Annotated in this window: 27 protein-coding genes; 15 read left to right on the forward strand and 12 right to left on the reverse strand. The window is 65.2% G+C overall.

Features of this window, described 5'->3' with window-relative positions; translation table 11 throughout:
• The first annotated feature begins 159 nt into the window (after positions 1–159).
• From A5747_RS08535 to A5747_RS08550, 4 genes are all read left to right on the forward strand, one after another.
• Entirely contained in the window at positions 160–759 is a 600-nt protein-coding gene (locus A5747_RS08535; RefSeq protein ID WP_076123299.1) for a dihydrofolate reductase family protein, read from the forward strand.
• Positions 760–844: 85 nt separating this feature from the next.
• Complete coding sequence (locus tag A5747_RS08540; RefSeq protein ID WP_076123445.1) at positions 845–1,243, forward strand: hypothetical protein; 399 nt, start codon at positions 845–847, stop codon at positions 1,241–1,243.
• 11 nt (positions 1,244–1,254) lie between these two features.
• A complete protein-coding gene (locus tag A5747_RS08545) occupies positions 1,255–1,545 on the forward strand; it encodes a hypothetical protein (RefSeq protein WP_076123300.1) in 291 nt (96 codons plus the stop codon).
• A 90-nt stretch (positions 1,546–1,635) separates the two neighbouring features.
• The gene (locus tag A5747_RS08550) at positions 1,636–1,866 is read left to right on the forward strand and encodes a hypothetical protein (protein WP_076123301.1); all 231 of its coding nucleotides are present in this window, start codon (positions 1,636–1,638) and stop codon (positions 1,864–1,866) included.
• Positions 1,867–1,872: 6 nt separating this feature from the next.
• On the opposite strand, the gene A5747_RS08555 is transcribed toward A5747_RS08550, so the two are convergent.
• Both A5747_RS08555 and A5747_RS08560 read right to left on the reverse strand, forming a co-directional pair.
• Complete coding sequence (locus A5747_RS08555) at positions 1,873–3,003, reverse strand: nitronate monooxygenase (protein WP_076057976.1); 1,131 nt, start codon at positions 3,001–3,003, stop codon at positions 1,873–1,875.
• 123 nt (positions 3,004–3,126) lie between these two features.
• Positions 3,127–3,588: a hypothetical protein gene (locus A5747_RS08560; RefSeq protein WP_076123302.1), complete on the reverse strand. Its 462-nt coding sequence runs from the start codon at positions 3,586–3,588 to the stop codon at positions 3,127–3,129.
• A 58-nt stretch (positions 3,589–3,646) separates the two neighbouring features.
• On the opposite strand from A5747_RS08560, the gene A5747_RS08565 reads away from it, so the two are divergent.
• Positions 3,647–4,387 (forward strand): glucose 1-dehydrogenase, encoded by a 741-nt coding sequence (locus A5747_RS08565; RefSeq protein ID WP_076123303.1) that lies wholly within the window; start codon positions 3,647–3,649, stop codon positions 4,385–4,387.
• A 177-nt stretch (positions 4,388–4,564) separates the two neighbouring features.
• Here the strand turns inward: A5747_RS08565 and A5747_RS08570 are convergent, their stop codons facing one another.
• On the reverse strand, positions 4,565–5,332 hold the full coding sequence (locus A5747_RS08570; protein WP_076123304.1) for a helix-turn-helix transcriptional regulator: 768 nt from the start codon (positions 5,330–5,332) through the stop codon (positions 4,565–4,567).
• Between the two features lie 94 nt (positions 5,333–5,426).
• On the opposite strand from A5747_RS08570, the gene A5747_RS08575 reads away from it, so the two are divergent.
• From A5747_RS08575 to A5747_RS25745, 3 genes are read left to right on the forward strand one after another with little or no spacing between them, the layout of a single operon-like run.
• A complete protein-coding gene (locus A5747_RS08575) occupies positions 5,427–5,822 on the forward strand; it encodes a cupin domain-containing protein (RefSeq protein ID WP_083700243.1) in 396 nt (131 codons plus the stop codon).
• A complete protein-coding gene (locus A5747_RS08580; RefSeq protein WP_142245490.1) occupies positions 5,819–6,337 on the forward strand; it encodes a hypothetical protein in 519 nt (172 codons plus the stop codon). Before A5747_RS08575 ends, A5747_RS08580 begins: the two co-directional genes overlap by 4 nt.
• 8 nt (positions 6,338–6,345) lie before the next feature.
• Entirely contained in the window at positions 6,346–6,708 is a 363-nt protein-coding gene (locus A5747_RS25745) for an HIT domain-containing protein (protein ID WP_076123307.1), read from the forward strand.
• Positions 6,709–6,722: 14 nt separating this feature from the next.
• On the opposite strand, the gene A5747_RS08590 is transcribed toward A5747_RS25745, so the two are convergent.
• Genes A5747_RS08590 through A5747_RS08600 form a run of 3 tightly spaced genes read right to left on the reverse strand, consistent with a single transcriptional unit; the run spans position 6,723 to position 8,245 of the window.
• Positions 6,723–7,181: a hypothetical protein gene (locus A5747_RS08590; RefSeq protein ID WP_142245491.1), complete on the reverse strand. Its 459-nt coding sequence runs from the start codon at positions 7,179–7,181 to the stop codon at positions 6,723–6,725.
• Positions 7,165–7,380 carry a hypothetical protein gene (locus A5747_RS25040; RefSeq protein ID WP_076123311.1) on the reverse strand — a complete coding sequence of 72 codons (216 nt, stop codon included), beginning with the start codon at positions 7,378–7,380 and terminating at the stop codon, positions 7,165–7,167. Before A5747_RS25040 ends, A5747_RS08590 begins: the two co-directional genes overlap by 17 nt.
• Entirely contained in the window at positions 7,367–8,245 is an 879-nt protein-coding gene (locus A5747_RS08600) for an alpha/beta fold hydrolase (protein ID WP_083700249.1), read from the reverse strand. Before A5747_RS08600 ends, A5747_RS25040 begins: the two co-directional genes overlap by 14 nt.
• A gap of 280 nt (positions 8,246–8,525) precedes the next feature.
• On the opposite strand from A5747_RS08600, the gene A5747_RS08605 reads away from it, so the two are divergent.
• Positions 8,526–9,893 carry an HNH endonuclease signature motif containing protein gene (locus A5747_RS08605; protein WP_076123313.1) on the forward strand — a complete coding sequence of 456 codons (1,368 nt, stop codon included), beginning with the start codon at positions 8,526–8,528 and terminating at the stop codon, positions 9,891–9,893.
• Between the two features lie 101 nt (positions 9,894–9,994).
• On the opposite strand, the gene A5747_RS08610 is transcribed toward A5747_RS08605, so the two are convergent.
• On the reverse strand, positions 9,995–10,735 hold the full coding sequence (locus A5747_RS08610) for a hypothetical protein (RefSeq protein ID WP_076123316.1): 741 nt from the start codon (positions 10,733–10,735) through the stop codon (positions 9,995–9,997).
• Between the two features lie 28 nt (positions 10,736–10,763).
• Positions 10,764–11,267 carry an XRE family transcriptional regulator gene (locus A5747_RS08615; protein ID WP_233147988.1) on the reverse strand — a complete coding sequence of 168 codons (504 nt, stop codon included), beginning with the start codon at positions 11,265–11,267 and terminating at the stop codon, positions 10,764–10,766.
• Positions 11,268–11,574: 307 nt separating this feature from the next.
• On the opposite strand from A5747_RS08615, the gene A5747_RS08620 reads away from it, so the two are divergent.
• Entirely contained in the window at positions 11,575–13,515 is a 1,941-nt protein-coding gene (locus A5747_RS08620) for an NAD(P)/FAD-dependent oxidoreductase (protein WP_076123318.1), read from the forward strand.
• A gap of 10 nt (positions 13,516–13,525) precedes the next feature.
• Positions 13,526–14,551 carry an alcohol dehydrogenase catalytic domain-containing protein gene (locus A5747_RS08625; protein WP_076123321.1) on the forward strand — a complete coding sequence of 342 codons (1,026 nt, stop codon included), beginning with the start codon at positions 13,526–13,528 and terminating at the stop codon, positions 14,549–14,551.
• On the opposite strand, the gene A5747_RS08630 is transcribed toward A5747_RS08625, so the two are convergent.
• Both A5747_RS08630 and dtd read right to left on the reverse strand, forming a co-directional pair.
• Entirely contained in the window at positions 14,541–15,461 is a 921-nt protein-coding gene (locus A5747_RS08630; RefSeq protein ID WP_076123323.1) for a class I SAM-dependent methyltransferase, read from the reverse strand. The genes A5747_RS08625 and A5747_RS08630 overlap by 11 nt on opposite strands.
• A 22-nt stretch (positions 15,462–15,483) precedes the next feature.
• On the reverse strand, positions 15,484–15,915 hold the full coding sequence (gene dtd / locus A5747_RS08635; RefSeq protein ID WP_076123326.1) for a D-aminoacyl-tRNA deacylase: 432 nt from the start codon (positions 15,913–15,915) through the stop codon (positions 15,484–15,486).
• Positions 15,916–15,946: 31 nt separating this feature from the next.
• Here dtd and A5747_RS08640 point away from each other — a divergent pair, with 31 nt between their 5' ends.
• Positions 15,947–16,252: an MTH1187 family thiamine-binding protein gene (locus A5747_RS08640; RefSeq protein WP_076123328.1), complete on the forward strand. Its 306-nt coding sequence runs from the start codon at positions 15,947–15,949 to the stop codon at positions 16,250–16,252.
• Here A5747_RS08640 and A5747_RS08645 read toward each other — a convergent pair.
• Positions 16,249–16,743 (reverse strand): macro domain-containing protein, encoded by a 495-nt coding sequence (locus A5747_RS08645; RefSeq protein WP_076123330.1) that lies wholly within the window; start codon positions 16,741–16,743, stop codon positions 16,249–16,251. The two genes, A5747_RS08640 and A5747_RS08645, sit on opposite strands and share 4 nt — an antisense overlap.
• Before the next feature lie 45 nt (positions 16,744–16,788).
• On the opposite strand from A5747_RS08645, the gene A5747_RS08650 reads away from it, so the two are divergent.
• Positions 16,789–18,057 (forward strand): competence/damage-inducible protein A, encoded by a 1,269-nt coding sequence (locus tag A5747_RS08650; RefSeq protein WP_076123333.1) that lies wholly within the window; start codon positions 16,789–16,791, stop codon positions 18,055–18,057.
• Between the two features lies 1 nt (position 18,058).
• Here A5747_RS08650 and A5747_RS08655 read toward each other — a convergent pair whose 3' ends face one another.
• Complete coding sequence (locus A5747_RS08655) at positions 18,059–19,306, reverse strand: MFS transporter (protein ID WP_076123336.1); 1,248 nt, start codon at positions 19,304–19,306, stop codon at positions 18,059–18,061.
• A 91-nt stretch (positions 19,307–19,397) separates the two neighbouring features.
• Here A5747_RS08655 and A5747_RS08660 point away from each other — a divergent pair, with 91 nt between their 5' ends.
• Together A5747_RS08660 and A5747_RS08665 are read left to right on the forward strand one after the other, a co-directional pair.
• Positions 19,398–20,465 carry an amidohydrolase family protein gene (locus A5747_RS08660; RefSeq protein WP_076123338.1) on the forward strand — a complete coding sequence of 356 codons (1,068 nt, stop codon included), beginning with the start codon at positions 19,398–19,400 and terminating at the stop codon, positions 20,463–20,465.
• Between the two features lie 5 nt (positions 20,466–20,470).
• Positions 20,471–20,872: a phage holin family protein gene (locus A5747_RS08665; protein WP_076123341.1), complete on the forward strand. Its 402-nt coding sequence runs from the start codon at positions 20,471–20,473 to the stop codon at positions 20,870–20,872.
• Positions 20,873–20,875 lie beyond the last annotated feature (3 nt).

The raw sequence follows: 20,875 nt of genomic DNA on the forward strand, positions 1-20,875 counted from the left end.
GTGCCAATAAACCATTGCAACACCCCGGTTGGGAAGCACCGAAGCAAGATCGACACCACGAACTGCAACATGTTCAGCGGCGATGAATTTTCGTGACGCCGGCGGTCTGCACCAGTGAGCACCGACCAACAGGACCGAGCAAACGAAAGGGCGTGACCGATGCGCATCGTGCTGAGCGACTTCATGAGCCTCGACGGCGTCGTCCAAGCACCGGGCGGACAGGGCGAAGACACCGACGGCGGATTCGCGCACGGCGGCTGGTCGATGCCCTACTTCGACCCCGAAACGATGGGCGCGGCCGTCACCGAGACCATGGCCATCACGGATGCGCTGCTGTTCGGCCGGCGCACCTGGCAGACCATGGCCGCGGCCTGGCCGGACCGCGCCGGTGATCCGTTCGCCGACCGAATGAACGAGATTCCCAAATACGTTGCGTCCCGCACGCTCACACCGGACGACCTCACCTGGCCTGCCTCGCATCTGTTACCCGCCGGCGACGCGATCGGCGCCATCCGCCGGCTGCGAGCGCAGAGCGGCGGCGCGATTCAGGTCATGGGCAGCGCGTCGTTGGCCGCGCAGCTGATCGACCACGACCTGGTCGACGAGTACCGGCTGATGATCGAGCCGATCCTGCTCGGTGGGGGCAAGCGGGTGTTTCCCAGCGACGGCCGGGCCCGCGCACTCGAGCTGGTTTCCGTCACCACGACCGGCACCGGCGTTCTAATCTGCACCTACCGTCCGGCCAACCATTCGGAGTAGGGCCCCCGGAAGCAATACGACCTTGTGGCCCGCGGCTCAATGGATATGCTTTGGTGCAGGTCACCGGCGACAAGTGGGGTGGAACATGATTCGGGCACTGCTCAGCGCCGCTTCGATAGCGGGCATCACGATCGGCATGGCACCGTGCGCGGCCGCCGGTTACGACGGCGACGTGCCTGGGATGAACTATCAGGCTTCGCTGGGGGCGCCCTGCGATAACTACGAGCGCTTCATCTTCGGGCGAGGACCAAGCGGCCAGGCCGAGGCCTGTCATTTCCCGCCCCCGAACCAGTTCCCCGCGGCCACCACCGGCTACTGGGTCATCTCCTACCCCCTGTATGGGGTGCAGCAAGCCGGCGCGAAGTGCCCGGGCCCGCAAGCGGCGGCACAGTCGGACCGCGGGCTTCCGATGCTGTGCCTGGGAGATCAGGGCTGGCAAGAGGGATGGTTCACCGGGGCAGGGTTCTTCCCGCCCTCTTCGTAGCGGGTCGGCCGATGAATGACGTCCGCCCCGTCCAAGCATCGATCCCGCGGTGGCTGCGCTTTGTTCTCGCGTCCGATCGCACGGGCTCGGCGTGGTACATCGGGGCCGGCTTCTTCTTCGCCCCATTGCTCGCGGTGCTGTCGCCGTGGCCCGCAGTCACCGCCGTACTGTGGGGGATCATCGGCGTCGCAGGGTTATGGCTGGGCCTGCTCGGCGTGGCGATGGCCATCGGCCTGGCGCGAATATTGCGGTCCGGCGCCGAGATTCCGGAAGACTACTGGCGGAGCCTGGTCAACTACTGAGCGAGCGGGTCGCCAGGCGCCCCGTCTAGAGTCGTACCCAACGTCCTGCAACGCATCCTGCAACACGTCCTGCAACCAAGGGAGACTCCGATGGCCATCACCGCCAAAGATGTGGTCGACGCCGCCAGGGACATCGCGACCAATGCCGTCGAAAAGACTTCGGACATCGTCGAACACGCCAGCGACATCCTCCGCGGCGACATCGCCGGGGGTGCCAGCGGCATCGTTCACAATTCGATCGACATCGCGACACACGCGGTCGACCGGGCGAAAGAGGTGTTCACCGGCAAGGGCGCGGTCGACGTCGACGACGACGAGTAGCCGCCGCTAGACGGTGGCGGCCTCGTTGAGCTCGTCGAGCCTGTTCGTCGCCTCCAGGTACTCCTGCACCCAGCGTTCGATGACCGTCGAGGTCTTTTCCACCTTGCTGAACTGGCCGACCACCTGGCCAACGGGATTGAACGCGACGTCGACGGTCTCGTTCGGGTACTTGTTCGTGGCCCGCACCGCCATGCCGGAAACCATGTACTGCAACGGCATTCCCAGTGGCTTCGGGTTGTCGGCCTGCTCCCACGCCTCGGTCCAGTCGTTGCGTAGCATCCGGGCGGGCTTACCGGTGAACGAACGGCTGCGGACGGTGTCCCGGCTGCTGGCCTTGGCGTACGCCGCCTGCTGAACCGGCGTGTTCGAGGCTTCCTCGACCATCAGCCACTGCGATCCGGTCCACGCACCCTGGGCGCCCAGCGCCAGTGCCGCCGCGATCTGCTGGCCACTGCCGATGCCGCCCGCCGCCAGCACCGGCACCGGGGCGACCTCCTTGATGACCTGCGGCCACAACACAATTGAGCCCACCTCGCCGCAGTGACCGCCGGCCTCGCCGCCCTGCGCGATGATGATGTCGACGCCCGCATCGGCGTGCTTGCGGGCCTGCGACGGCGAGCCGCACAGCGCGGCGACCTTGAGCCCGGCGTCGTGGATGTGCTTGATCATGTCGGCCGGCGGGGTGCCGAGCGCGTTGGCGATCATCTTGACTTTCGGGTGCTTCAGCGCCAATTCGACCTGCGGGGTGGCCGTCGCCTCGGTCCAGCCCAGCAACTGCAGGGTGTCCTCGTCGGCGTTCTCCACTGGCACGCCGTGATCGGCGAGGATCTTCTTCGCGAAGTCGAGGTGCTCCTGTGGCACCATCTTGCGCAGCGTGTCGGCCAGCTCCTCGGCGGACAGGTGCGAGTCCATGCCCTCGTACTTATTCGGGATCACGATGTCGACGCCGTAGGGGTGGTCGCCGATGTTCTCGTCGATCCAGTTGAGCTCGATCTCGAGCTGCTCGGGTGTGAAGCCCACGGCGCCGAGCACGCCGAACCCCCCGGCCTTGCTGACAGCCACCACGACGTCGCGGCAGTGGGTGAAGGCGAAGATCGGGAACTCGATGCCGAGTTCATCGCAGATAGGGGTGTGCATACCAACTCCTGGAAAGCTTGATCGACGCTATGGAACTGAAACGTGTTCTAGTTTAGTACGCACCCCCTTGACGAGGCCAGCCGCCCCTCGCCAGCGTCCCGGAACTACGACGCGTCGCCGATGTCAGAACACCACGGTGTGGGCCACCCACAAGATCAGGAACGCGAGGATGCAACCGACGCAGACCAGATGATCGCGGCAGATGGAGCGCGCCAGGCGGGTCTGCCCGGGCGGGCTGTCGGTGCGGCGCCCGAGCCGAACGGCATCGGGAACGGTCTGGGTCAGTGCCAGCATGATCGGGATGCCCGCGAGCAACGCCGACGTCACCAGCAGCCAGGCGGGGTCGTGCCCGCGCGTGGCCTGAAACCCCAACGCGCCCAACAGGATAAGCATCACCAGGGCGATCAGCCGGTTCATCGGTCGCGACGTGGTCGTCGCCCGGTGGTAATACGCGGCGATGGACGCGAGCACCGCCTCGGGCAGTTCGCCACCGCCGCGGTGCCGGAGAACCTGGGCATCGAAAATCAGATCCATCCATAAGACGGCGAAAAGGAACCCGCCGCACGCCGCAAGTAAGGGGGCCACCGGTCATCCACCTCCGCTTCGCCCAGGCGCTCCGCCTCAATTGTTAGCCTGACCCGTCATGGGACGAGTGGATGACAAGGTTGCACTGATCAGCGGCGCGGCGAGGGGGATGGGCGCCTCGCACGCCCGGCTGCTCGTGGCCGAGGGCGCCAAGGTGGTGATCGGCGACATCCTCGACGACGAGGGCAAGGCGCTGGCCGACGAGCTCGGCGCCGCGGCGCGCTACGTCCATCTCGATGTGACGAATCCCGAGCAATGGGCGGCGGCTGCTGCCACGGCTGAGGAAGAGTTCGGCAAGCTCAATGTCTTGGTCAACAACGCCGGAATCATGAACTACGGCCCGCTCAAGACCTTCGACCTGACCAAGTGGCGGCAGATCCTCGACGTCAACGTCACCGGAACGCTGTTGGGCATCCAAGCGGTGATCGATCCGATGACCGCCGCCGGCGGGGGCTCGATCGTCAACGTGTCGTCCATCGAGGGCCTGCGCGGTGCGGCGTGGGTGCACGGGTACGTGACCTCCAAGTGGGCGGTCCGCGGCCTAACCAAGTCCGCCGCACTGGAATTGGCGCCGCAGCACATCCGCGTCAACTCCATTCACCCCGGTTTCATCCGCACCCCGATGACCGCCAAACTTCCGCAGGATCTGCTCAACATCCCGCTCGGACGGCCGGGGGAGGCGCAGGAGGTGTCGATGTTCGTGCTCTTCCTCGCCAGCGACGAATCCTCGTACGCGACCGCGGCCGAGTTCGTCATGGACGGCGGCTTGATCGCCGACGTTTCACACAAGGCCGAGTAACGGTCGCTGGTGGAACACCCGCGAACCATCTCGCCTTTCGTGCGCACCTGGTGCCACCAGATGGCCGAACCAACGTGAGGGCGAATGCTCAGTCGTCATGGTCTCAAACTAGGTTGGGCCGCTTTGCCTTTAGTTGTACCGATCGGTCGTCTTCGGCCGGTCTGATGTTCCATGACCTCACTGGCCTGGCGAAGGTGCGATTGCAGGCAGCAGGTCCCTTGGAGCCGCTCCGACCATCTCCCAGCACACCCGGTTGGCGTGCGAACCGTCGGCAAATCCAGCGAGGTGGGCGGCGTCGGTGAGTGGCATACCGTCGATGAGATAACGCATAGCGGTCAACAGCCGCGCCCACCGCGTCGTGGCTGAGAAGGACGCCCCGGTATGCCGTTTGAAGAGTCGGCCCAGGTAATCGGGCGAGATCGCCACCGCATCGGCGATTGATGCGAGATCGATGGCGGCCGGTACCCTGCTGGCAATCAGGCCGATTGCTTCATGCACCTGCGGGTGAAGGGGCGGTCCGCACCCGTGGTGGGCGTCCGACAACTTGCATAGTTCATTGACGAGGAGATCGGCCGCAACGCGCGGACCACCGGTCGTCACCGCTTCCGCTATCGCGTCGGCCAGGCGTTCACCGGCTGCAACAGTCCAAGTACCGCCGTCTTGGGTGACATTGCGGGTCAACGCATTCAGGGCGATACCCTCGCGCGTTGTCGGCCCAAGGTAGATCGATAACGCCGCCGTCTCTGGTTCCGACCGCACCGAGTGTCGTGCGCCACTGGCCACCACGACGAGTCGGCACTCGGTGCGCTTACCGTGGGCGTCGATCAGGGTTAACGGACCCTTGGTGCCAACCGCAACCTGAACCGCTGGATGGTGGTGAATTGCGAGGTCGCTGAACGTGCCGGATACCATCAGTCGATCCAGACCCAGGTTCCACACGTGCATACCGGAGGGTACCTCCGGCAGGCGAAGCGTCGCACTAGCTAATACGACGGATCTGTCCAAGCGACGGCGACTTGATCACTTCATACTCGACGTCGTGGATCCGTCTTTTCTGACCCCGCCAATCGACATTTTCTCCAGCTGGCTCGAGCTCCGTGAGGGCGGCGCCGTCAAAGTGCGGTCGCGGGATGCGCCCGGTGAGTGGGGCCTATGGACCCTGGCCGCGTTCCACGTGACGGACAACGGCTCTATACATTCCGACGTCTGGGAGCGGCACCCGGGTGGCGACGAGATGCTGTTTCCGCTTTCCGGCGCGATCACCGTCCACCTACGAGATCAGGCCGGCAAAGAGGTTGCGACACGGGCACTACGTGCCGGAATGTGCTGGGTTGTGCCGGCCGGCCAATGGCACCGACTTACCATCGAAGATCCGGGCGACCTTGTGGTGATCACCCCGCGCGCGAACACCACACACCAGACAGTGTGCAAATGATTCTGCGCCGCTGGGTATTTCGCATCGGTGACCAACGACTCGCGGCAGCGGGCGGCGCTTTTGTCGGTTACACGGCACTAATGCTGTTGTTGGAGCGACGTATGCGCGCAACCGGGGGACCGGGGATCATTCCATTTGAGCTGGCCGGCAGCGGCGCGCAAGCCGAGCGCATCATGACGCGCTGGGGCACGGACGGTCAGCTAGCCGCGCGAGTATCCCTGTGGTTCGACTTCGGATACATGGCGACCTACGGCACGTTCACCGCGCTGCTCGTCGACCGCGCACGTCGGCGTCGTGGCCATCCGCCTGTCCTGCCCGCCGCAGTGATCGTGGCCATTGCAGCCGATGCGGTCGAGGGAGTTTCGTTGCTTAAGGTCCTCAAGCGCGCAGACATCGCAGTCCACGCGCGGCGCGCGCAGGTTGCGGCACTGGTCAAATTTGCGGTTCTCGGACTCGCCCTCACATACGTCGCAGCCGACCGTGCGATGAAACCCTCACAACGTCGTCGTCGTTAGCGCAGAACGTGTCGACAAGCGCACGCTGCATCCTGTGCGATGCCCGCGACGGTGCCGTACCCGCCGCGCTAATCTACAAGCACGACTTGGTGTTTGCGATTGACGTCCCGCCGGACTCGCAGTCATACATCGGGCCTGTGCACTTCTTGGTCATACCGACCGATCACTTTCCAAGCGTGGTGCACGTCACGGACGACGATGGCGCCCTTTGCAGCCGCTTACTCACCGTTGCAGCCAACCTCTCGCGCGATAAGAACATCGCCGACAGCGGATTTCGCCTAGTCGCCAACACGGGACCGGATGCGAACCAGACTGTGTCCCACTTTCACGTGCACTGCATCGGAGGACGACGACTTCGGGATGATTGTTAAGCCCCGAGGAGTTGCTAGTGCACTAGGTGCGGCGCGAGCAGATCGACCATCCATGCGACGAGACGCGCGAGCGGGCGACCGGCCGATACGATCGCCGGGAAAACGCCGCCGCGCCGCCGCGCAAGTCCGTGACCGAAGGCCTCCGACAATCTGACCGCCACCGCAAATGGTCGCGCCTGCCACGCCAATGTCCGGACCTTTCCTGTGTTGTCAAGCCGCAGCACCCAGGTCGCTTCGCCACTTACACCTTGCACCGTGAATCCGCCGATCAGCACCGTGGTGCTGGAGTCGCCGAATTCCTCGTGAATCGTGAGATCGTCGACCGCATATAGCAAAATCGCCAGGATGTCCGCCACCACTGGTCCGCCTACCGGGTTACGCATCACCGGCGAGTGGTACGTGACCTCCGACGACAGACAGGCAAGTAAGTTGTGGAGGTTCTTGTTCGCAAGTGCTTCAGCGAATGGATGCATGGTTTGTGGATCGGTCGTCGATCGCGCTACGCGTGCGGTCCTGTGCGACGGCTTGGGCGAGCGCAGCGTGCACTTGAGCGGCCGCGATCAGATTGCGCTGCGCCGTGTTCGATGCGGACGGGTCCAGTTCGAGTGCGGTGGCCAGTAATCGCAACGCCTCATCGCGATGCTCCTCGACACGGCTATCAGTCGCGGACACCGTGCGCTCCAGTGCAATGTTTCGCGATAAAGCCTGCCAACAAATCAGCGGTGAGGTCGGGTTCTTCCAGCATCGGGGTGTGTCCGACACCGGGCAGCAACTCGACGGCCACATTCGGCACCGTGGCGTATCCAGCGGTTGACGACGATCGCCAGCGTCGGTCCTCGACCCCGAAAATCACCAACACTGGCAGCGTCAACTCACCTAGACGGTCCGGCAGACTGCGTCGGGCGAGGTATTTCATGGTCTCCTTAGGTGTCGAGGTGAAAGCCGGATGATTCATGCCTCGGACATCGGCGACGATCTGTGGGACGATATCGACCTCTCGGGTGAACGCCGAACTCAATCCCTTGCGGATCGTGGACTCGCTTCGCAAGTTCCATAGAATGCGCCCGATCACCGGTATCGATATCAACTGGCCAAGGCCGCGTGGCCGAAGATAAGCATCGACGCTCGGCCCACTGTCGATGAGCGCAAGCGCAACGACTGCGCCGCAGGGATGCTCTGCGAGGGCGGTCGCGATCACACCGCCGGTGGAGTGACCGACGACGATCACCGTGCGTACACCCAGCTCCGATAGAACGGAGGCGATCATGTTCGCTTGCGCCGCAACGGTATAGCCGTCGGCCGGCTTCGCCGATCGTCCGTGCCCAAGCAGGTCCACGCGGATGACGCGATGATTCTCCGCCAGTCGCGGGACCAGACGATCCCACCAGGTCGTCGATCCTGCATAGCCGTGGATCAGCAGCAGTGCCGGCTCGCTATGCGGTCCGTTCTCGACGACATGGAGATCGCGGCCGTCGACACTGACCACATGATCAAGCACGCTGCCGGCCGGTAGTTCGTGCGGTGCGTCGTCTGCCATTCGGCCTCCTCGGTCACGACGCGCTCTGCGTTGGAACCGTCGCCAACCACCAGCTTCCACCGACCGGATCGTTTCTGCTTGTACAGATCCGTCGTGTACGAGCTAACCGATGCCCTTCCCGTGTCAGCACGCCACATTGATTCCGCCGTGAGAACCGCCGCCTCGACAGTCAGTGTCGAGCGCTTCATAGTCGGTTGCTTCGCTACTTCACTTGCGCCACTTGGGTTTCAATGGTTTCGGCGGAGGATTTTCTGTCAGTGGCCGGTCGTACTATTCGAACATGCTTTCGAGTAGCCGTGAGGAGATCAGGGAGGACTTCCAGGAGCTGCGTGAGGCGGTATCCCGGGTGGTGGGCCACTCGTTCGACGCGCTGACCACCTCGGAACGGCTGGCATTGCTTGAGCAACTCGAGCGTGAAACGCGGCGGCTGCGAACGCCGGGCCATGAACTGATCAACCAGCTTGCCGAGCAGGCGACGCCTGAAGAGCTGGGCGGCAAATTGGTCCATGCACTTGCCGACCGGCTGCACATCACGCGCAGCGACGCGAACCGGCGGATAGCCGACGCCGCCGACTTGGGGCCGCGCCGCGCGTTGACCGGTGAATCGCTAGAGCCGCGGCTCACCGCGACGGCCGCGGCCCAGCGCGACGGCGCGATTGGGACTGCGCACGTTGCCTTGATTCGCGACTTCTTCAATCAATTGCCGCATTGGGTGGATGTCGAGACCCAAGAACGCGCCGAGCAACAGCTCGCGCAGCATGCCATCCGGTTTCGCCCCGAGCAACTGCGCAAGCTGGCGGATCGGCTCGCCTACTGCCTCAACCCGGACGGGAATTTCACCGATATTGACCGCGCCCGCCGCCGTGGGCTGATCCTGGGCAAGCAGGACATCGACGGGATGTCGCGGCTCAGCGGCTGGCTCACGCCGGAACTGCGTGCCACCGTCGAGGCAGTGCTGGCAAAACTGGCGGCACCGGGAATGTGCAATCCCGCGGACGCCATCCCGGTAGTCGACGGCGTGCCGGACGAAGCGGCAGTCCAGCGCGACACCCGTTCGGCGGGCCAACGCAACCATGACGGATTGCAGGCCGCATTACGCGCTGTGCTCGCAAGCGGGAAACTGGGGCAGCACAATGGATTACCGGCGACCATCATCGTGACCACGACGCTCAAGGAACTCGAAGCGGGTACTGGCAGGGCGGTCACCGGGGGAGGCGCCCTGCTACCGATGAACGACGTGATCCGCCTGGCCCGCCACGCGCACCACTACCTGGCCATCTTCGACAAGGGTCAAGCCCTGGCGTTATTTCACACGAAGCGGCTGGCTTCGCCGGGACAGCGAATAGTGCTCTACGCCAAGGACCGTGGGTGTACGGCACCCGGCTGCGATGTACCCGGCTATCTCTGCGAAGTCCACCACGTCGACGAGTATGCCGCGCGCCAGGCGACGGACATGGACAACCTCACGTTTGTCTGCGGCCCCCACCATCGACTGTTGCGCCCCGGCGGGTGGACCACCCGAAAACGCGCCAACGGCGACACCGACTGGATTCCGCCGCCACATCTCGACCGCGGCCAACCGCGCACCAACACTTTCCATCACCCCGAGGAGGCACTCTGCGATGACGAAGACGCCGACGAAGCTTAGCCGCGGCGCGCTTGCGCGACCCACCCCTTGCTGCTGGCCGAGGTGCGCCGGGCGACCGGCCAGCGTGAATGCGGTGACGTCGTGACGCCGCAAAGTCGGAGTTACTGCGGACGATAGGTGGCTGCGAGATCAAGTAGAACCGGCGCGCCGCTGCCCTCCTTGTACAGCGTAAAGGGGTGCATGAATTTCGGATCCGTCGGCAGGCTGGCGACATGCTGCTGGATCGCCTGAGCAACCGAATCGGCCATCGGCGTCGATTGAGCGACTATCCATAGGCGTCGCCCGCTGCTGAGCTGCATCTGGCACACGTCACCGATGTGGTTGCCCACCGTGGGAATGAGGGAATTGGCGTCGCCTACGTAGAGGTGGAAAGACAGCTGCTCGGGGTATGGCGGCGGCGTCCACCATTGGATGACTTCGCCCGGCCCTAGCGGCGGCGTCTCAGAAAAACTGCCGAAAGTAGTGGTAGGTGTCAGGATTTCGAGTTCGTGACGCCATCCAGGAATTACCGGGACCGTCCGACCCAGACACAGACTCATTTTGCGTGTCAACTGATCGCCGTCGGGGCCTCGCTCGTCCCACGCAAAGACGGTCGCGGGCTCGGGATATTTCGGTGGTTTGGCGTCATGCAGGCTGATCTTGACGGCATGCATACCTCGACGCGTGCCCACATAGATGTCATCGTGTCCGGAGGCATTGGTGACACCCGCGACTCGCCACGTGTGCGACCGCGGCCCGTTTTGACGGCCCGCCGCAAACCGAACCACACCAGGGTGATCGAGCACGACGCGCTCCGGCGGCTGGATGACGGTCGCACTGTCCTCTACGTCGTTGTTTGTCATGGACCGCCTTCGCGTTACCAGAGTCTGATCAGTCGGATGGTAAACGCCATATCCTGCGTCCGGCATCAGTGAGCGTGGTGTGCTCATTCACCCGGATCAGCAGATCGCCGTCTTCCTTGATTCGCGGCCGGTATGCCCATCCGCCTCGACTACTCACACCCGGGATGGGCGGAATACAGGGATCGAACTCGAGCACCAGGTGCTCGTCTCGCAGCTTCCGGTAGAAGGACCGCAGCCGTTGTACCTTGTCTGCCGACATCCCGACTCCATTGGTGGCGATATATTCCCCGTGGTCGCGCAGCCGCTTGAACGGTGACGTATTGCCCATTGCCACAGGTACCTTGAACGGCCACTCTCGCATAATCTGCTCGCGCGGGGTCAGCTGACCACCGTAGGTGCGCTTGACCCATGAAACATGCTGGCGCGTAACGCCGTACATTTGTCCGATCTGCGATTGATTAAAGCCCTTACGCTTCAGATCGTCGATGATGGCTGGCGTTAGCTTGCCGTCGTTCTCGATGCTGACTGTCACGTTTACGCTCCAGGACAGATTTAGTGGTTTGCCGCGTGGTAGACAGCGGCGCGGACTGCGACTCCATATTCGTATAGCTGGTAGCTGACACTTGCCGCAGCGGTTTCGGTGACTTCATCGCATCTCCATAGCAACAGTTCGAGGCGTCCAACCGCGCACCAACACTTTCCATCACCCCGAGGAGGCGCTGCGCGCGGAAGACGCCGACGACGACCCTTGATCCGCTCCGTCGGCAACGGGTAGCGTAGTGCTGCCAATTACGAAACTCCTCGTAGCGTAATTCCACGCTGCCGAAAGGATCGGCTTGATGCGCAGCCGTTATGCCGGCCATCCCTTCACGACGTCGACGCCGGAAATCGCGGCCGCGCTGGAGGATGTCAGCATTCCGACGCTGCTGCTTTCGCTCGTGCATATCACCGGCGACCCGCGATTCATCCGCGAGTTCAAACAGATGGGCATCTTCCTCAACGAAGTCCAGGGATTCATGTCGGAGGAGGACAAGGCACGAGCACGCGCGGCGGCACTGCCGGTGATCACCGAGTATCGAGACCGCGGCTGCCCCGAACCGGAGCCGCTGAGCCCCGAGCTCATCCGGGAAATGATGGACTGGGCGGCCTGCGAGCACGTTCCCGACGACTACCTTGCCCTCGTCTCCGAGGAGCTCGACCTCGACGGGGCCGACCCCCGCCGCCCGGCGCCCCTGCCGCCCGAGCGCGCGGCCGCGCTTCCGGTGCTCGTCGTCGGCTGCGGCGAGTCCGGCATCCTGGCCGGGGTGCGCCTGCGACAGGCCGGCATCCCCTTCACCATCGTGGAGAAGAACGCCGGTCCCGGCGGAACATGGTGGGAGAACAGCTATCCCGGTGCTCGCGTCGACGTGGCGAATCATTTCTATTGCTACAGCTTCGAACCCAACAACGACTGGACACACTTCTTCGCCGAGCAGTACGAGCTGCAGGACTATTTCACCCGGGTGATGAACAAGCACGAGCTGACCGAGCACGTGCGGTGGAACACCGAGGTTCTCGCGGCCGAATGGCAGGACGACGCCGGCATGTGGGCCGTCACGCTGCGCTCGGCCGACGGGCAGACGAGCACAGTGCACGCGCGGGCGCTCATCACCGCGGTCGGTCAGCTGAATCGCCCCCACATCCCCGAATTCGACGGTGCCGACACCTTCGAGGGGCCGTCGTTTCACTCCGCGGCCTGGGATCACTCGGTCGACCTGACCGGCAAGCGCGTCGCGCTCGTCGGCGCCGGCGCCAGCGGCTTCCAGATCGCACCGGCGATCGCCGGAGAAGTCGAGCGGCTCACCGTCTTTCAGCGCACCGCGCAGTGGATGTTCCCGAATGCGATGTACCACGACGAAGTCGGTGACGGCGTGCGCTGGGCGATGCGTCACCTGCCGTTCTACGGCAGGTGGTACCGGTTCCTGGTGCTGTGGCCCGGCTCCGACAAGGGTCTCGACGCCGCACAGGGCGACCCGAACTATGCCGATCAGGACTATGCCGTCAGCGACATCAACGCCGCCGCGCGGATGATGTTCACCCAATGGATCACCAGCCAAGTCGGCGACGGCCCAGACTCCCAAGAACTGCTGACGAAGGTCATGCCCGACTATCCCGCCACCGGCAAGCGCACGTTGCAGGACAACGGCAGCTGGCTGCAGACACTGCAACGGGACAACGTCGAGCTGGTGCGGACGCCGATCCGCAAGATCGTGCCACGCGGTGTCATCACCGACGACGGCGAGACCCACGAGGCCGACGTCATCGTGTACGCCACCGGATTCCGGCACACCGATGTGCTGTGGCCGCTGGAAATCACCGGCGGTGACGGGATCGACCTGCACGACATGTGGGGGAGCCGGCCCTACGCCTACCTGGGCGTCACAGTTCCGCAATTTCCCAACTTCTTCATCATCTACGGACCCGGCACGCACCTCGCGCATGGTGGCAGCCTGATCTTCCAGTCCGAACTGCAGATGCGCTACATCGATCAGTGCCTGAAGCGGCTGGCGGAGCCGAACGTGCATTCCGTGGAACCGCGTCCGGAGGCGGCCACCGATTGGCACCGGCGCACTCAGACCCAGATCAAGAAGATGGTGTGGTCACATCCCGCCGTCAAGCACTCGTACTTCAAGAACGCCGACGGGGAGATCCACACCGTCAGCCCGTGGCGCCTCAACGAGTACTGGGCTGCCGTCCGCGAACCGGACTGGTCACAATTCGTCGTACGAGAGCGAAAGTGAAGCGTCAACCATGCGCACAGTAGTCGTCGACGGGCCCCGGAGCATCAGGGTCGATACGCGTCCCGATCCGGCGCTTTCCGGACTCGACGGGGCGATCGTCGAGGTCACCGCCGCGGGCATCTGCGGATCGGACCTGCACTTCTACGAGGCCGATTTCCCCCTCACCGAGCCGATGACGCTGGGCCACGAGGCAGTGGGCACCGTCGTCGAAATCGGACCCGAGGTGCGCACCGTCAAGGTTGGCGATCAGGTCATGGTGTCGTCGGTCACGGGCTGCGGTGCGTGCCCCGGCTGCGCCACCCGCGATCCGGTCATGTGCTACTCCGGATTTCAGATCTTCGGCGGCGGCGTGCTCGCCGGCGCGCAGGCGGATCTTCTCGCCGTGCCCGCCGCCGACTTCCAGCTGCTCAAGATTCCGGAGGCGATCAGCACCGAACAGGCGCTGCTGCTCACCGACAACCTCGCCACCGGCTGGGCGGCGGCGCAGCGCGCCGACATTCCCTACGGCGGCACCGTTGCGGTCATCGGTCTGGGCGCGGTCGGCCTGTGCTCGCTGCGCAGCGCGCTTTTCCAGGGCGCGGCAACGGTTTTCGCCGTCGATCGGATCGATGGCCGCCTCGACCGGGCGGCCCGGTGGGGGGCGACGCCGATCAAGGCTCCGGCGGTCGAGGCCATCCTGACCGCCACCGGAGGTCGCGGCGCCGACGCAGTGATCGATGCCGTCGCCACGGACGCATCCCTGACCGACGCGCTCAACGCGGTGCGGACGGGCGGCACGGTCTCCGTTGTCGGTGTGCACGACATGAATCCGTTTCCGCTCAACGCCCTGGGCTGCCTGATCCGCAGCATCACGCTGCGGATGACCACGGCGCCGGTGCAGCGAACCTGGCCAGAATTGATCCCGCTGCTTCAGTCGGGCCGGCTCGACGTCGACGGCATCTTCACCACGAGGCTGCCTTTGGAGGAAGCGGCCAAGGGCTACGCGACCGCGGAGTCGCGATCCGGCGAGGACGTGAAAATTCTGCTCACGCCGTAGCTCGTGTCGCGGTGACGTACTGCGAGCGCATGAAGCTGTCGATCTTGACGTCCACGTCCGGTGGCGTCATGCCGTAACCGGCCTGCAACTCAGGGTTGTTGCGGACGGGCTCGACCGCCCAGCCATGGCTGGCCAGCCATTCGGCGGGCTCCGCCCTCGTCTCGTAGGTGAGCGCGGAGAAGTCCACGTCACCCGACATGTTCACGCCCGGATGCGTCGACTCCAGGGCCTCGAGCTGTTCGCGGTCCAGCCGCGAGCCCAACGCGCCCAACGCAACTCGGCTACCCGGCGCACACAGCTCGGTGATTCGAGTGAACAAAGCGGTTTGCGCGTCGTCGGTCAAGTAGGGCAACACCCCCTCGACCGACCAGGCGCTCGGGCTTTGCGGGTCGAAACCCGCCGCCCTCAATGGGGTCGGCCAATCCGTGCGTAGATCGGCCGCGACCTCGATCCTGTGGGCCTTCGACTTCGCGCCGTGCTCACCCAACACGCGCGCCTTGAATTCCAGGACTTTCGGTAGATCAACCTCGAAAACCGTTGCGCCTTCCGGCCATTCGAGGCGATACGCCCGGGAATCCAATCCGGCGGCGACGATCACCGCCTGCCGGATGCCGATTTCGCCGGCCGAGGTGAAGAAGTCGTCGAAGAAGCGCGTCTGCACGCCGTAAAGGCGGGGAAATGCGGTCTCGTCCTCGGTGGTGCCCGGGTTGGCCAGTACACCCGTGAGATATGGGTCCTGTGCGGCGGCGATGAAGAGCTTCGCGTAGTCGTCGCGGACCAGCGGTTGCGCGCTCGCGGCGTGCACGGCGCGCCACCCCGCCACCAGCAGCGCGGTATAACCCACGCCGCTGACGATGTCCCAGTCGTCGTCCTCGGAACGAAGTGACCCGAATTCGGGTGTCCTGCTCACGGTAACCAAACTACCGGCGGCCTCAGAGCTCGAGAAGGACCGTCACGGGGCCGTCGTTCGTCAATTCGACCTGCATCATCGCACCGAACACGCCCGTTTCCACGTGCGCTCCGAGTTCACGCAGCGCCTCGGCGAACTCCGTCACGAGCGGTTCCGCGACCGGCCCCGGGGCGGCCGCGTTCCACGACGGTCGGCGTCCCTTCGCCGTGTCGGCGTAGAGGGTGAACTGGCTGACCACCAAGATGGGCGCGTTCACGTCGGCGGCCGAGCGTTCGTCGGTGAGAATGCGCAGATTCCATAGCTTTTCGGCGAGCCGCCGCGCCTTGTCCGCGTCATCGCTGTGGGTGACGCCGACGAACGCGAGCAGTCCCTGGTTATCCGGCCGAATGGCGCCCACCACACGGCCATCCACCGACACCGCTGCCCTCGAGACCCTTTGCACAAGAACCCGCATGGGCCTCGATGCTGCCAGGTACGCTCGTCGGGTGTCCGTGCTCGTCGCATTTTCGGTCACCCCGCTCGGGGTCGGCGAGGGCGTCGGCGAGATGGTTGCCGAAGCCGTTCGGGTGGTTCGCGATTCCGGCCTGCCCAACAAGACGGACTCGATGTTCACCGTCGTCGAAGGCGAGACCTGGGAAGAAGTGATGCTGGTGGTGCAGCGCGCGGTGGAGGCCGTCGCCGCCCGCGCCCCGCGGGTCAGCACCGTGATCAAGGTGGACTGGCGCAAGGGCGCCACCGACGCGATGACGGAGAAGGTCGCGTCAGTCGAGCGCCATCTGTCCCACGGCTAGCGCTCGACGGCGTCCCGGAACGCTCGCTCGGCCGGGTCACCGTGGACCGCGAACACCACCCGCTCGAGCGAACTCGGCTGGTGCTGCCGCACGGCGTCGACCATCAGGCGCGCGGCGTCTTCGAGCGGGAAGCCACCCACCCCCGTGCCGAACGCGACCAGTGCCAGCGAGCGGCAACCCAGCTCGTCGGCCTTGCGCAGCGTCGAACTCGTGGCCCGCGCGATGATCTCGGCCGAGGTGGGGCCGCCCAGCTCCATCGTCGCCGCGTGGATCACGTAGCGAGCCGGCATGTCGCCGGCGGTGGTCTCGACGGCATCCCCGAGGCCGATCGGCGCCTTCTCGGTCGATTCGCGTTGCACGTCGGGTCCACCGGCGCGGGCGATCGCCGCGGCGACGCCGCCTCCGTGCCGCAGCTCGGTGTTGGCGGCGTTGGTGATCGCGTCGAGTTCGAGCTTGGTGACGTCGGCCTGCAATACCTCTAACTCGATCATCGGTTCATCCTCTCGCAGCCGTCCCGCGGGCGCGCCAGTAGGCTCATGCCGGTGAGCGCACGCGCAGGCATCGTGGTCACCGGGACCGAGGTCCTCACCGGCCGGATCCAGGACCGAAACGGGCCGTGGATCGCCGACCGCCTCCTGGAACTGGGCGTGGAGCTGGCACACATCACGATCTGCGGTGACCGCCCCGCCGACATCGAGGCGCAGCTGCGCTTCATGGCGGGCCAGGGCGTGGATCTGATCATCACCAGCGGCGGCCTTGGACCGACCGCCGACGATATGACGGTCGAGGTGGTGGCGCGGTTCTGCGAACGGGAGTTGGTGCTCGACGAAGTTGTCGAGGGCAAGATCGCCGATATCCTCAAGCGGCTGATGGCGCACTTCGATACGGAAAGCTTCGATGCGGTGCGCGCCGCGAACCGCAAGCAGGCCATGGTTCCCGCGGGTTCGCAGGTGCTCGATCCGGTGGGCACCGCGCCGGGTGTCGTGGTCCCCGGAAAGCCGGCCGTGATCGTGCTGCCCGGACCGCCGCGGGAGCTTCAGCCGATGTGGCGCAGGGCCATCGAGACCCCCGCGGCGCAGCAGGCGATCGCGGGCCGAACGATATACCGGCAGGAGACGATTCGGATGTTCGGTCTGCCCGAGTCGGGGCTGGCCGAAACCCTGCGCAGCGCCGAGGCGTCCATTTCCGGTTTTGACGCGCTGGAAATCACCACGTGCTTGCGCCGGGGCGAGATCGAAATGGTCACCCGCTACGAACCCGACGCCGCGGACGCCTATGCGCAGCTGACAAAGCTGCTGCGGGACCGGCACGGACAGCAGCTCTTTTCCGAGGACGGCTCCCAGGTCGACGATCTGGTCGCCCGGTTGCTGGCCGGCCGCCGGATCGCGACGGCGGAATCCTGCACCGCGGGGATGGTGGCGGCGCGGCTGACCGACCGGGCGGGGTCGTCGGACTACGTGGCCGGCGGCGTGGTGGCCTACTCGAACGAGGCCAAGGCGGAGCTACTCGGCGTCGACCCGGCGCTGATCCAGGAGCACGGTGCGGTGTCCGAGCCGGTGGCCGAGGCGATGGCGGCGGGCGCGTTGCGGCGCTTCGGCGCCGACACCGCCGTCGCGACGACGGGCATCGCCGGGCCGGGCGGGGGAACGCCGGAAAAGCCCGTCGGCACAGTATGTTTCACGGTGATGCTGGGGGACGGCCGCACCGATACCCGGACGCTGCGCTTGCCCGGGAACCGCTCCGACATCCGGGAGCGATCGACGACGGTGGCGATGCACCTGTTGCGGCGCCTGCTCAGCGGCTAGCTCACGTCACTTCACTCGGCAGGAAAGCGCTTTCGGCGGTGCCGAAGCGAATCCCGGTGGCGTCCTTGCCGATCAGCGTGAGGAAAGCCACCGCGATCAGCACCGGCACGATCGTCGCCGCCAGCGCGAACGGATAGCCGTGCGACTCGGCAAGGCGTTCCTGGATGGGTAAGTTGAACGCCGCCAACAGGTTTCCGAGCTGGTAGGTGACCCCGGGGTAGAGGCCACGGATGGCGTCCGGCGACAGCTCGGTCAGGTGCGCCGGGATCACACCCCACGCGCCCTGCACGCAGAGCTGCATCAGGAACGAGCCGAGACACAGCATCGCCGCGGTGCGCGAATAGGCGAACAACGGCACGATCGGCAGGCCGAGCACCGCACAGAAGACGACGGTATAGCGGCGGCTGAACCGTTGCGACAGCGTGCCGAAGAATAGCCCGCCGATGATCGCGCCGATGTTGTACACCACGGCGATCCATTTGACGGTCACGCTGGACAGACCCGCGCCCTGGTTCGCCGTCGCGCCCAGGAAGGTCGGGTAGACGTCCTGCGTTCCGTGGCTCATCCAGTTGAACGCGGTCATCAGCAGCACCAGGTAGACGAACCGGCGGATGATCGCGCCCTCGCGCAGCACGTCGCGAATCCTGGTGCTGGTGAGCCGCATTCGATCCTGCGCCGCCTCCCAAACCTCGGACTCCTCGACGCGATAGCGGATGATCAGGCTGATCAGGGCCGGGACGATGCTCAAGGCGAACAACCAGCGCCACGACAGGCCAAGCCAATTCATCACCACCAGCGAGGCCACGCTGGCCAGCAGGTAGCCGAAGGCGTAGCCCTCCTGCAACAGCCCGGAGAAAAATCCGCGCCGCTCGACGGGCACCTTTTCCATGGCCAGCGCGGCGCCCAGCCCCCATTCGCCGCCCATGCCGATGCCGTAGAGCACGCGCAGGATCACCAGCACGGTGAAGTTGGGCGCGAACGCGCACAGGAATCCCACCACGGAGTAGAACATCACGTCGACCATCAGCGGGAGCCGCCGGCCGACGCGGTCGGCCCACAGCCCGAACAACAGCGCGCCGACCGGGCGCATCACCAGTGTCGCCGTGGTGATGAACGCGACCTCGGTCTTGCTCTGGTGGAAAGTCTTTGCGATGTCGGCATAGACGAACACCACGATGAAGTAGTCGAAGGCATCCATCGTCCAGCCCAACAACGCGGCGACGAATGAATTTCGCTGGTCGGCGGTCATCTTCTGCCGGGGATTATTTTGACGACTGCGTGTGGTCACTTGAGCATCGTGCAGTACCAGGCGGCGCCGCGCGAGAGTAAGTTGACCGAACATGCGAATCATCGACGCCGATGGACACGTTGCCGAGAACCCCTCGCTGGCGATCGAGGCGATCAAACGCTGGCCGGAATACATCAAACCCAGCACCGACGGGCGGCCGAGCCTGACATTCGAGGGCCGCAACTATCCGGAGGACCGGGGCCCCGGCGCGGGGTGCCCGCCCGAGCACGGAATCAGCAAGGCGGCCGACCTCAATTGCCGCTCGCCCGAGGGCGTGCTGGGCGACGCCGACCGCGATCACATCGACACGATGGTGCTCTATCCCAGCCTTGGGCTGTGCGCGCCGAGCCTCGAGGATCCGGAGTTCGCCGCGGGATTCTCGCGGCTCTACAACCAGTGGATCGCCGATTTTTGCGCCTCGTCGGGCGGCCGGTTGCGCGGCGTCGCCGTCACCCCGATCGAGCACGGCCAGGCCGCCATCGACGTCATGACCGAGGCCAAGGAGCTCGGGCTGGTGGCGACCCTGGTCCCGCCCGCGCTGAAGACCCGCAACCTAGACCACCCTGACCTCGACCCGTTCTACGCCGCCGCCGTGGAGCTCGGGATGCCGCTGGGCATTCACGGCGCCCCCGGCATTCACCTGCCGAAGATCGGCGTGGACCGCTTCACCAATTACATTCAGGTGCACTGCATCAGCTTTCCGTTCGACCAGATGACCGCGATGACGGCGATGGTGTCCGGCGGCGTCTTCGAGCGGCATCCGCAGTTGCGGGTCGCCTTTCTCGAAGCGGGGGCGGGCTGGGTGCCGTTCTTCATGGACCGGCTGCACGAGCATTACGAGAAGCGGGGCGATTGGGTGGAACGCGGTTGGCGCCGCGACCCGCACGAGTATCTGGCCGCGGGCAACATCTTCGTGACCTGTGAGCCGGAGGAGCCGATCCTGCCCGGCGTGATCGACGTGCTCGGCTCCGACTTCATCATGTTCGCCAGCGATTACCCGCATTGGGACGGCGAATGGCCGGAGAGCACCAAGCATTTGCGGACCCGCGCCGACATCAGCGAGGAGGCCCGCGAAAAGATCGGCGGGCTTAACGCGCAGCGCTTCTACGGGCTGAACTGACGTCCATGGGCCCCTTCCTCATTCGCGCCGCGCTGACAGGGTTTGCGTTGTGGGTAGTCACCCAGCTGGTCCATGGGCTGACGTTCGTGGGCGGCAATACGACGCTGCAGAAGATCGGCATCATCTTCGTCGTCGCCGTCATCTTCGGTCTGGTCAACGCGATCATCAAGCCGATCGTGCAGATCCTCTCGATCCCGCTGTACATCCTGACGCTTGGCCTTTTCCACATCGTCGTCAATGCGTTGATGCTGTGGATCACCGCGCGGATCACCGAACACACCACCCACTGGGGACTGCAGATCGATCACTTCTGGTGGACCGCGATCTGGGCGGCGATCGCGCTGTCGATCGTGAGCTGGCTGCTATCGCTGCTGAGCCGCGACGTCCGACGGGTCACGAACCGGTAGTCG

It is taken from the genome of Mycobacterium sp. IS-836 (genome assembly GCF_001954275.1).
In the GTDB taxonomy this organism is placed as follows: domain Bacteria; phylum Actinomycetota; class Actinomycetes; order Mycobacteriales; family Mycobacteriaceae; genus Mycobacterium.

What these genes read in the sequence shown, in the direction of transcription:
- dtd (WP_076123326.1), bottom strand. Translation starts at nt 15,915, where the DNA reads ATGCGGGTTCTTGTGCAAAGGGTCTCGAGGGCAGCGGTGTCGGTGGAT.
- A5747_RS08610 (WP_076123316.1), bottom strand. Translation starts at nt 10,735, where the DNA reads ATGACAAACAACGACGTAGAGGACAGTGCGACCGTCATCCAGCCGCCG.
- A5747_RS08645 (WP_076123330.1), bottom strand. Translation starts at nt 16,743, where the DNA reads ATGATCGAGTTAGAGGTATTGCAGGCCGACGTCACCAAGCTCGAACTC.
- A5747_RS08580 (WP_142245490.1), top strand. Translation starts at nt 5,819, where the DNA reads ATGATTCTGCGCCGCTGGGTATTTCGCATCGGTGACCAACGACTCGCG.
- A5747_RS08535 (WP_076123299.1), top strand. Translation starts at nt 160, where the DNA reads ATGCGCATCGTGCTGAGCGACTTCATGAGCCTCGACGGCGTCGTCCAA.
- A5747_RS08550 (WP_076123301.1), top strand. Translation starts at nt 1,636, where the DNA reads ATGGCCATCACCGCCAAAGATGTGGTCGACGCCGCCAGGGACATCGCG.
- A5747_RS08600 (WP_083700249.1), bottom strand. Translation starts at nt 8,245, where the DNA reads ATGGCAGACGACGCACCGCACGAACTACCGGCCGGCAGCGTGCTTGAT.
- A5747_RS08625 (WP_076123321.1), top strand. Translation starts at nt 13,526, where the DNA reads ATGCGCACAGTAGTCGTCGACGGGCCCCGGAGCATCAGGGTCGATACG.
- A5747_RS08590 (WP_142245491.1), bottom strand. Translation starts at nt 7,181, where the DNA reads ATGCATCCATTCGCTGAAGCACTTGCGAACAAGAACCTCCACAACTTA.
- A5747_RS08665 (WP_076123341.1), top strand. Translation starts at nt 20,471, where the DNA reads ATGGGCCCCTTCCTCATTCGCGCCGCGCTGACAGGGTTTGCGTTGTGG.
- A5747_RS08650 (WP_076123333.1), top strand. Translation starts at nt 16,789, where the DNA reads ATGCCGGTGAGCGCACGCGCAGGCATCGTGGTCACCGGGACCGAGGTC.
- A5747_RS08605 (WP_076123313.1), top strand. Translation starts at nt 8,526, where the DNA reads ATGCTTTCGAGTAGCCGTGAGGAGATCAGGGAGGACTTCCAGGAGCTG.
- A5747_RS08620 (WP_076123318.1), top strand. Translation starts at nt 11,575, where the DNA reads ATGCGCAGCCGTTATGCCGGCCATCCCTTCACGACGTCGACGCCGGAA.
- A5747_RS08555 (WP_076057976.1), bottom strand. Translation starts at nt 3,003, where the DNA reads ATGCACACCCCTATCTGCGATGAACTCGGCATCGAGTTCCCGATCTTC.
- A5747_RS08540 (WP_076123445.1), top strand. Translation starts at nt 845, where the DNA reads ATGATTCGGGCACTGCTCAGCGCCGCTTCGATAGCGGGCATCACGATC.
- A5747_RS08655 (WP_076123336.1), bottom strand. Translation starts at nt 19,306, where the DNA reads ATGACCGCCGACCAGCGAAATTCATTCGTCGCCGCGTTGTTGGGCTGG.
- A5747_RS08660 (WP_076123338.1), top strand. Translation starts at nt 19,398, where the DNA reads ATGCGAATCATCGACGCCGATGGACACGTTGCCGAGAACCCCTCGCTG.
- A5747_RS08570 (WP_076123304.1), bottom strand. Translation starts at nt 5,332, where the DNA reads ATGCACGTGTGGAACCTGGGTCTGGATCGACTGATGGTATCCGGCACG.
- A5747_RS08565 (WP_076123303.1), top strand. Translation starts at nt 3,647, where the DNA reads ATGGGACGAGTGGATGACAAGGTTGCACTGATCAGCGGCGCGGCGAGG.
- A5747_RS08545 (WP_076123300.1), top strand. Translation starts at nt 1,255, where the DNA reads ATGAATGACGTCCGCCCCGTCCAAGCATCGATCCCGCGGTGGCTGCGC.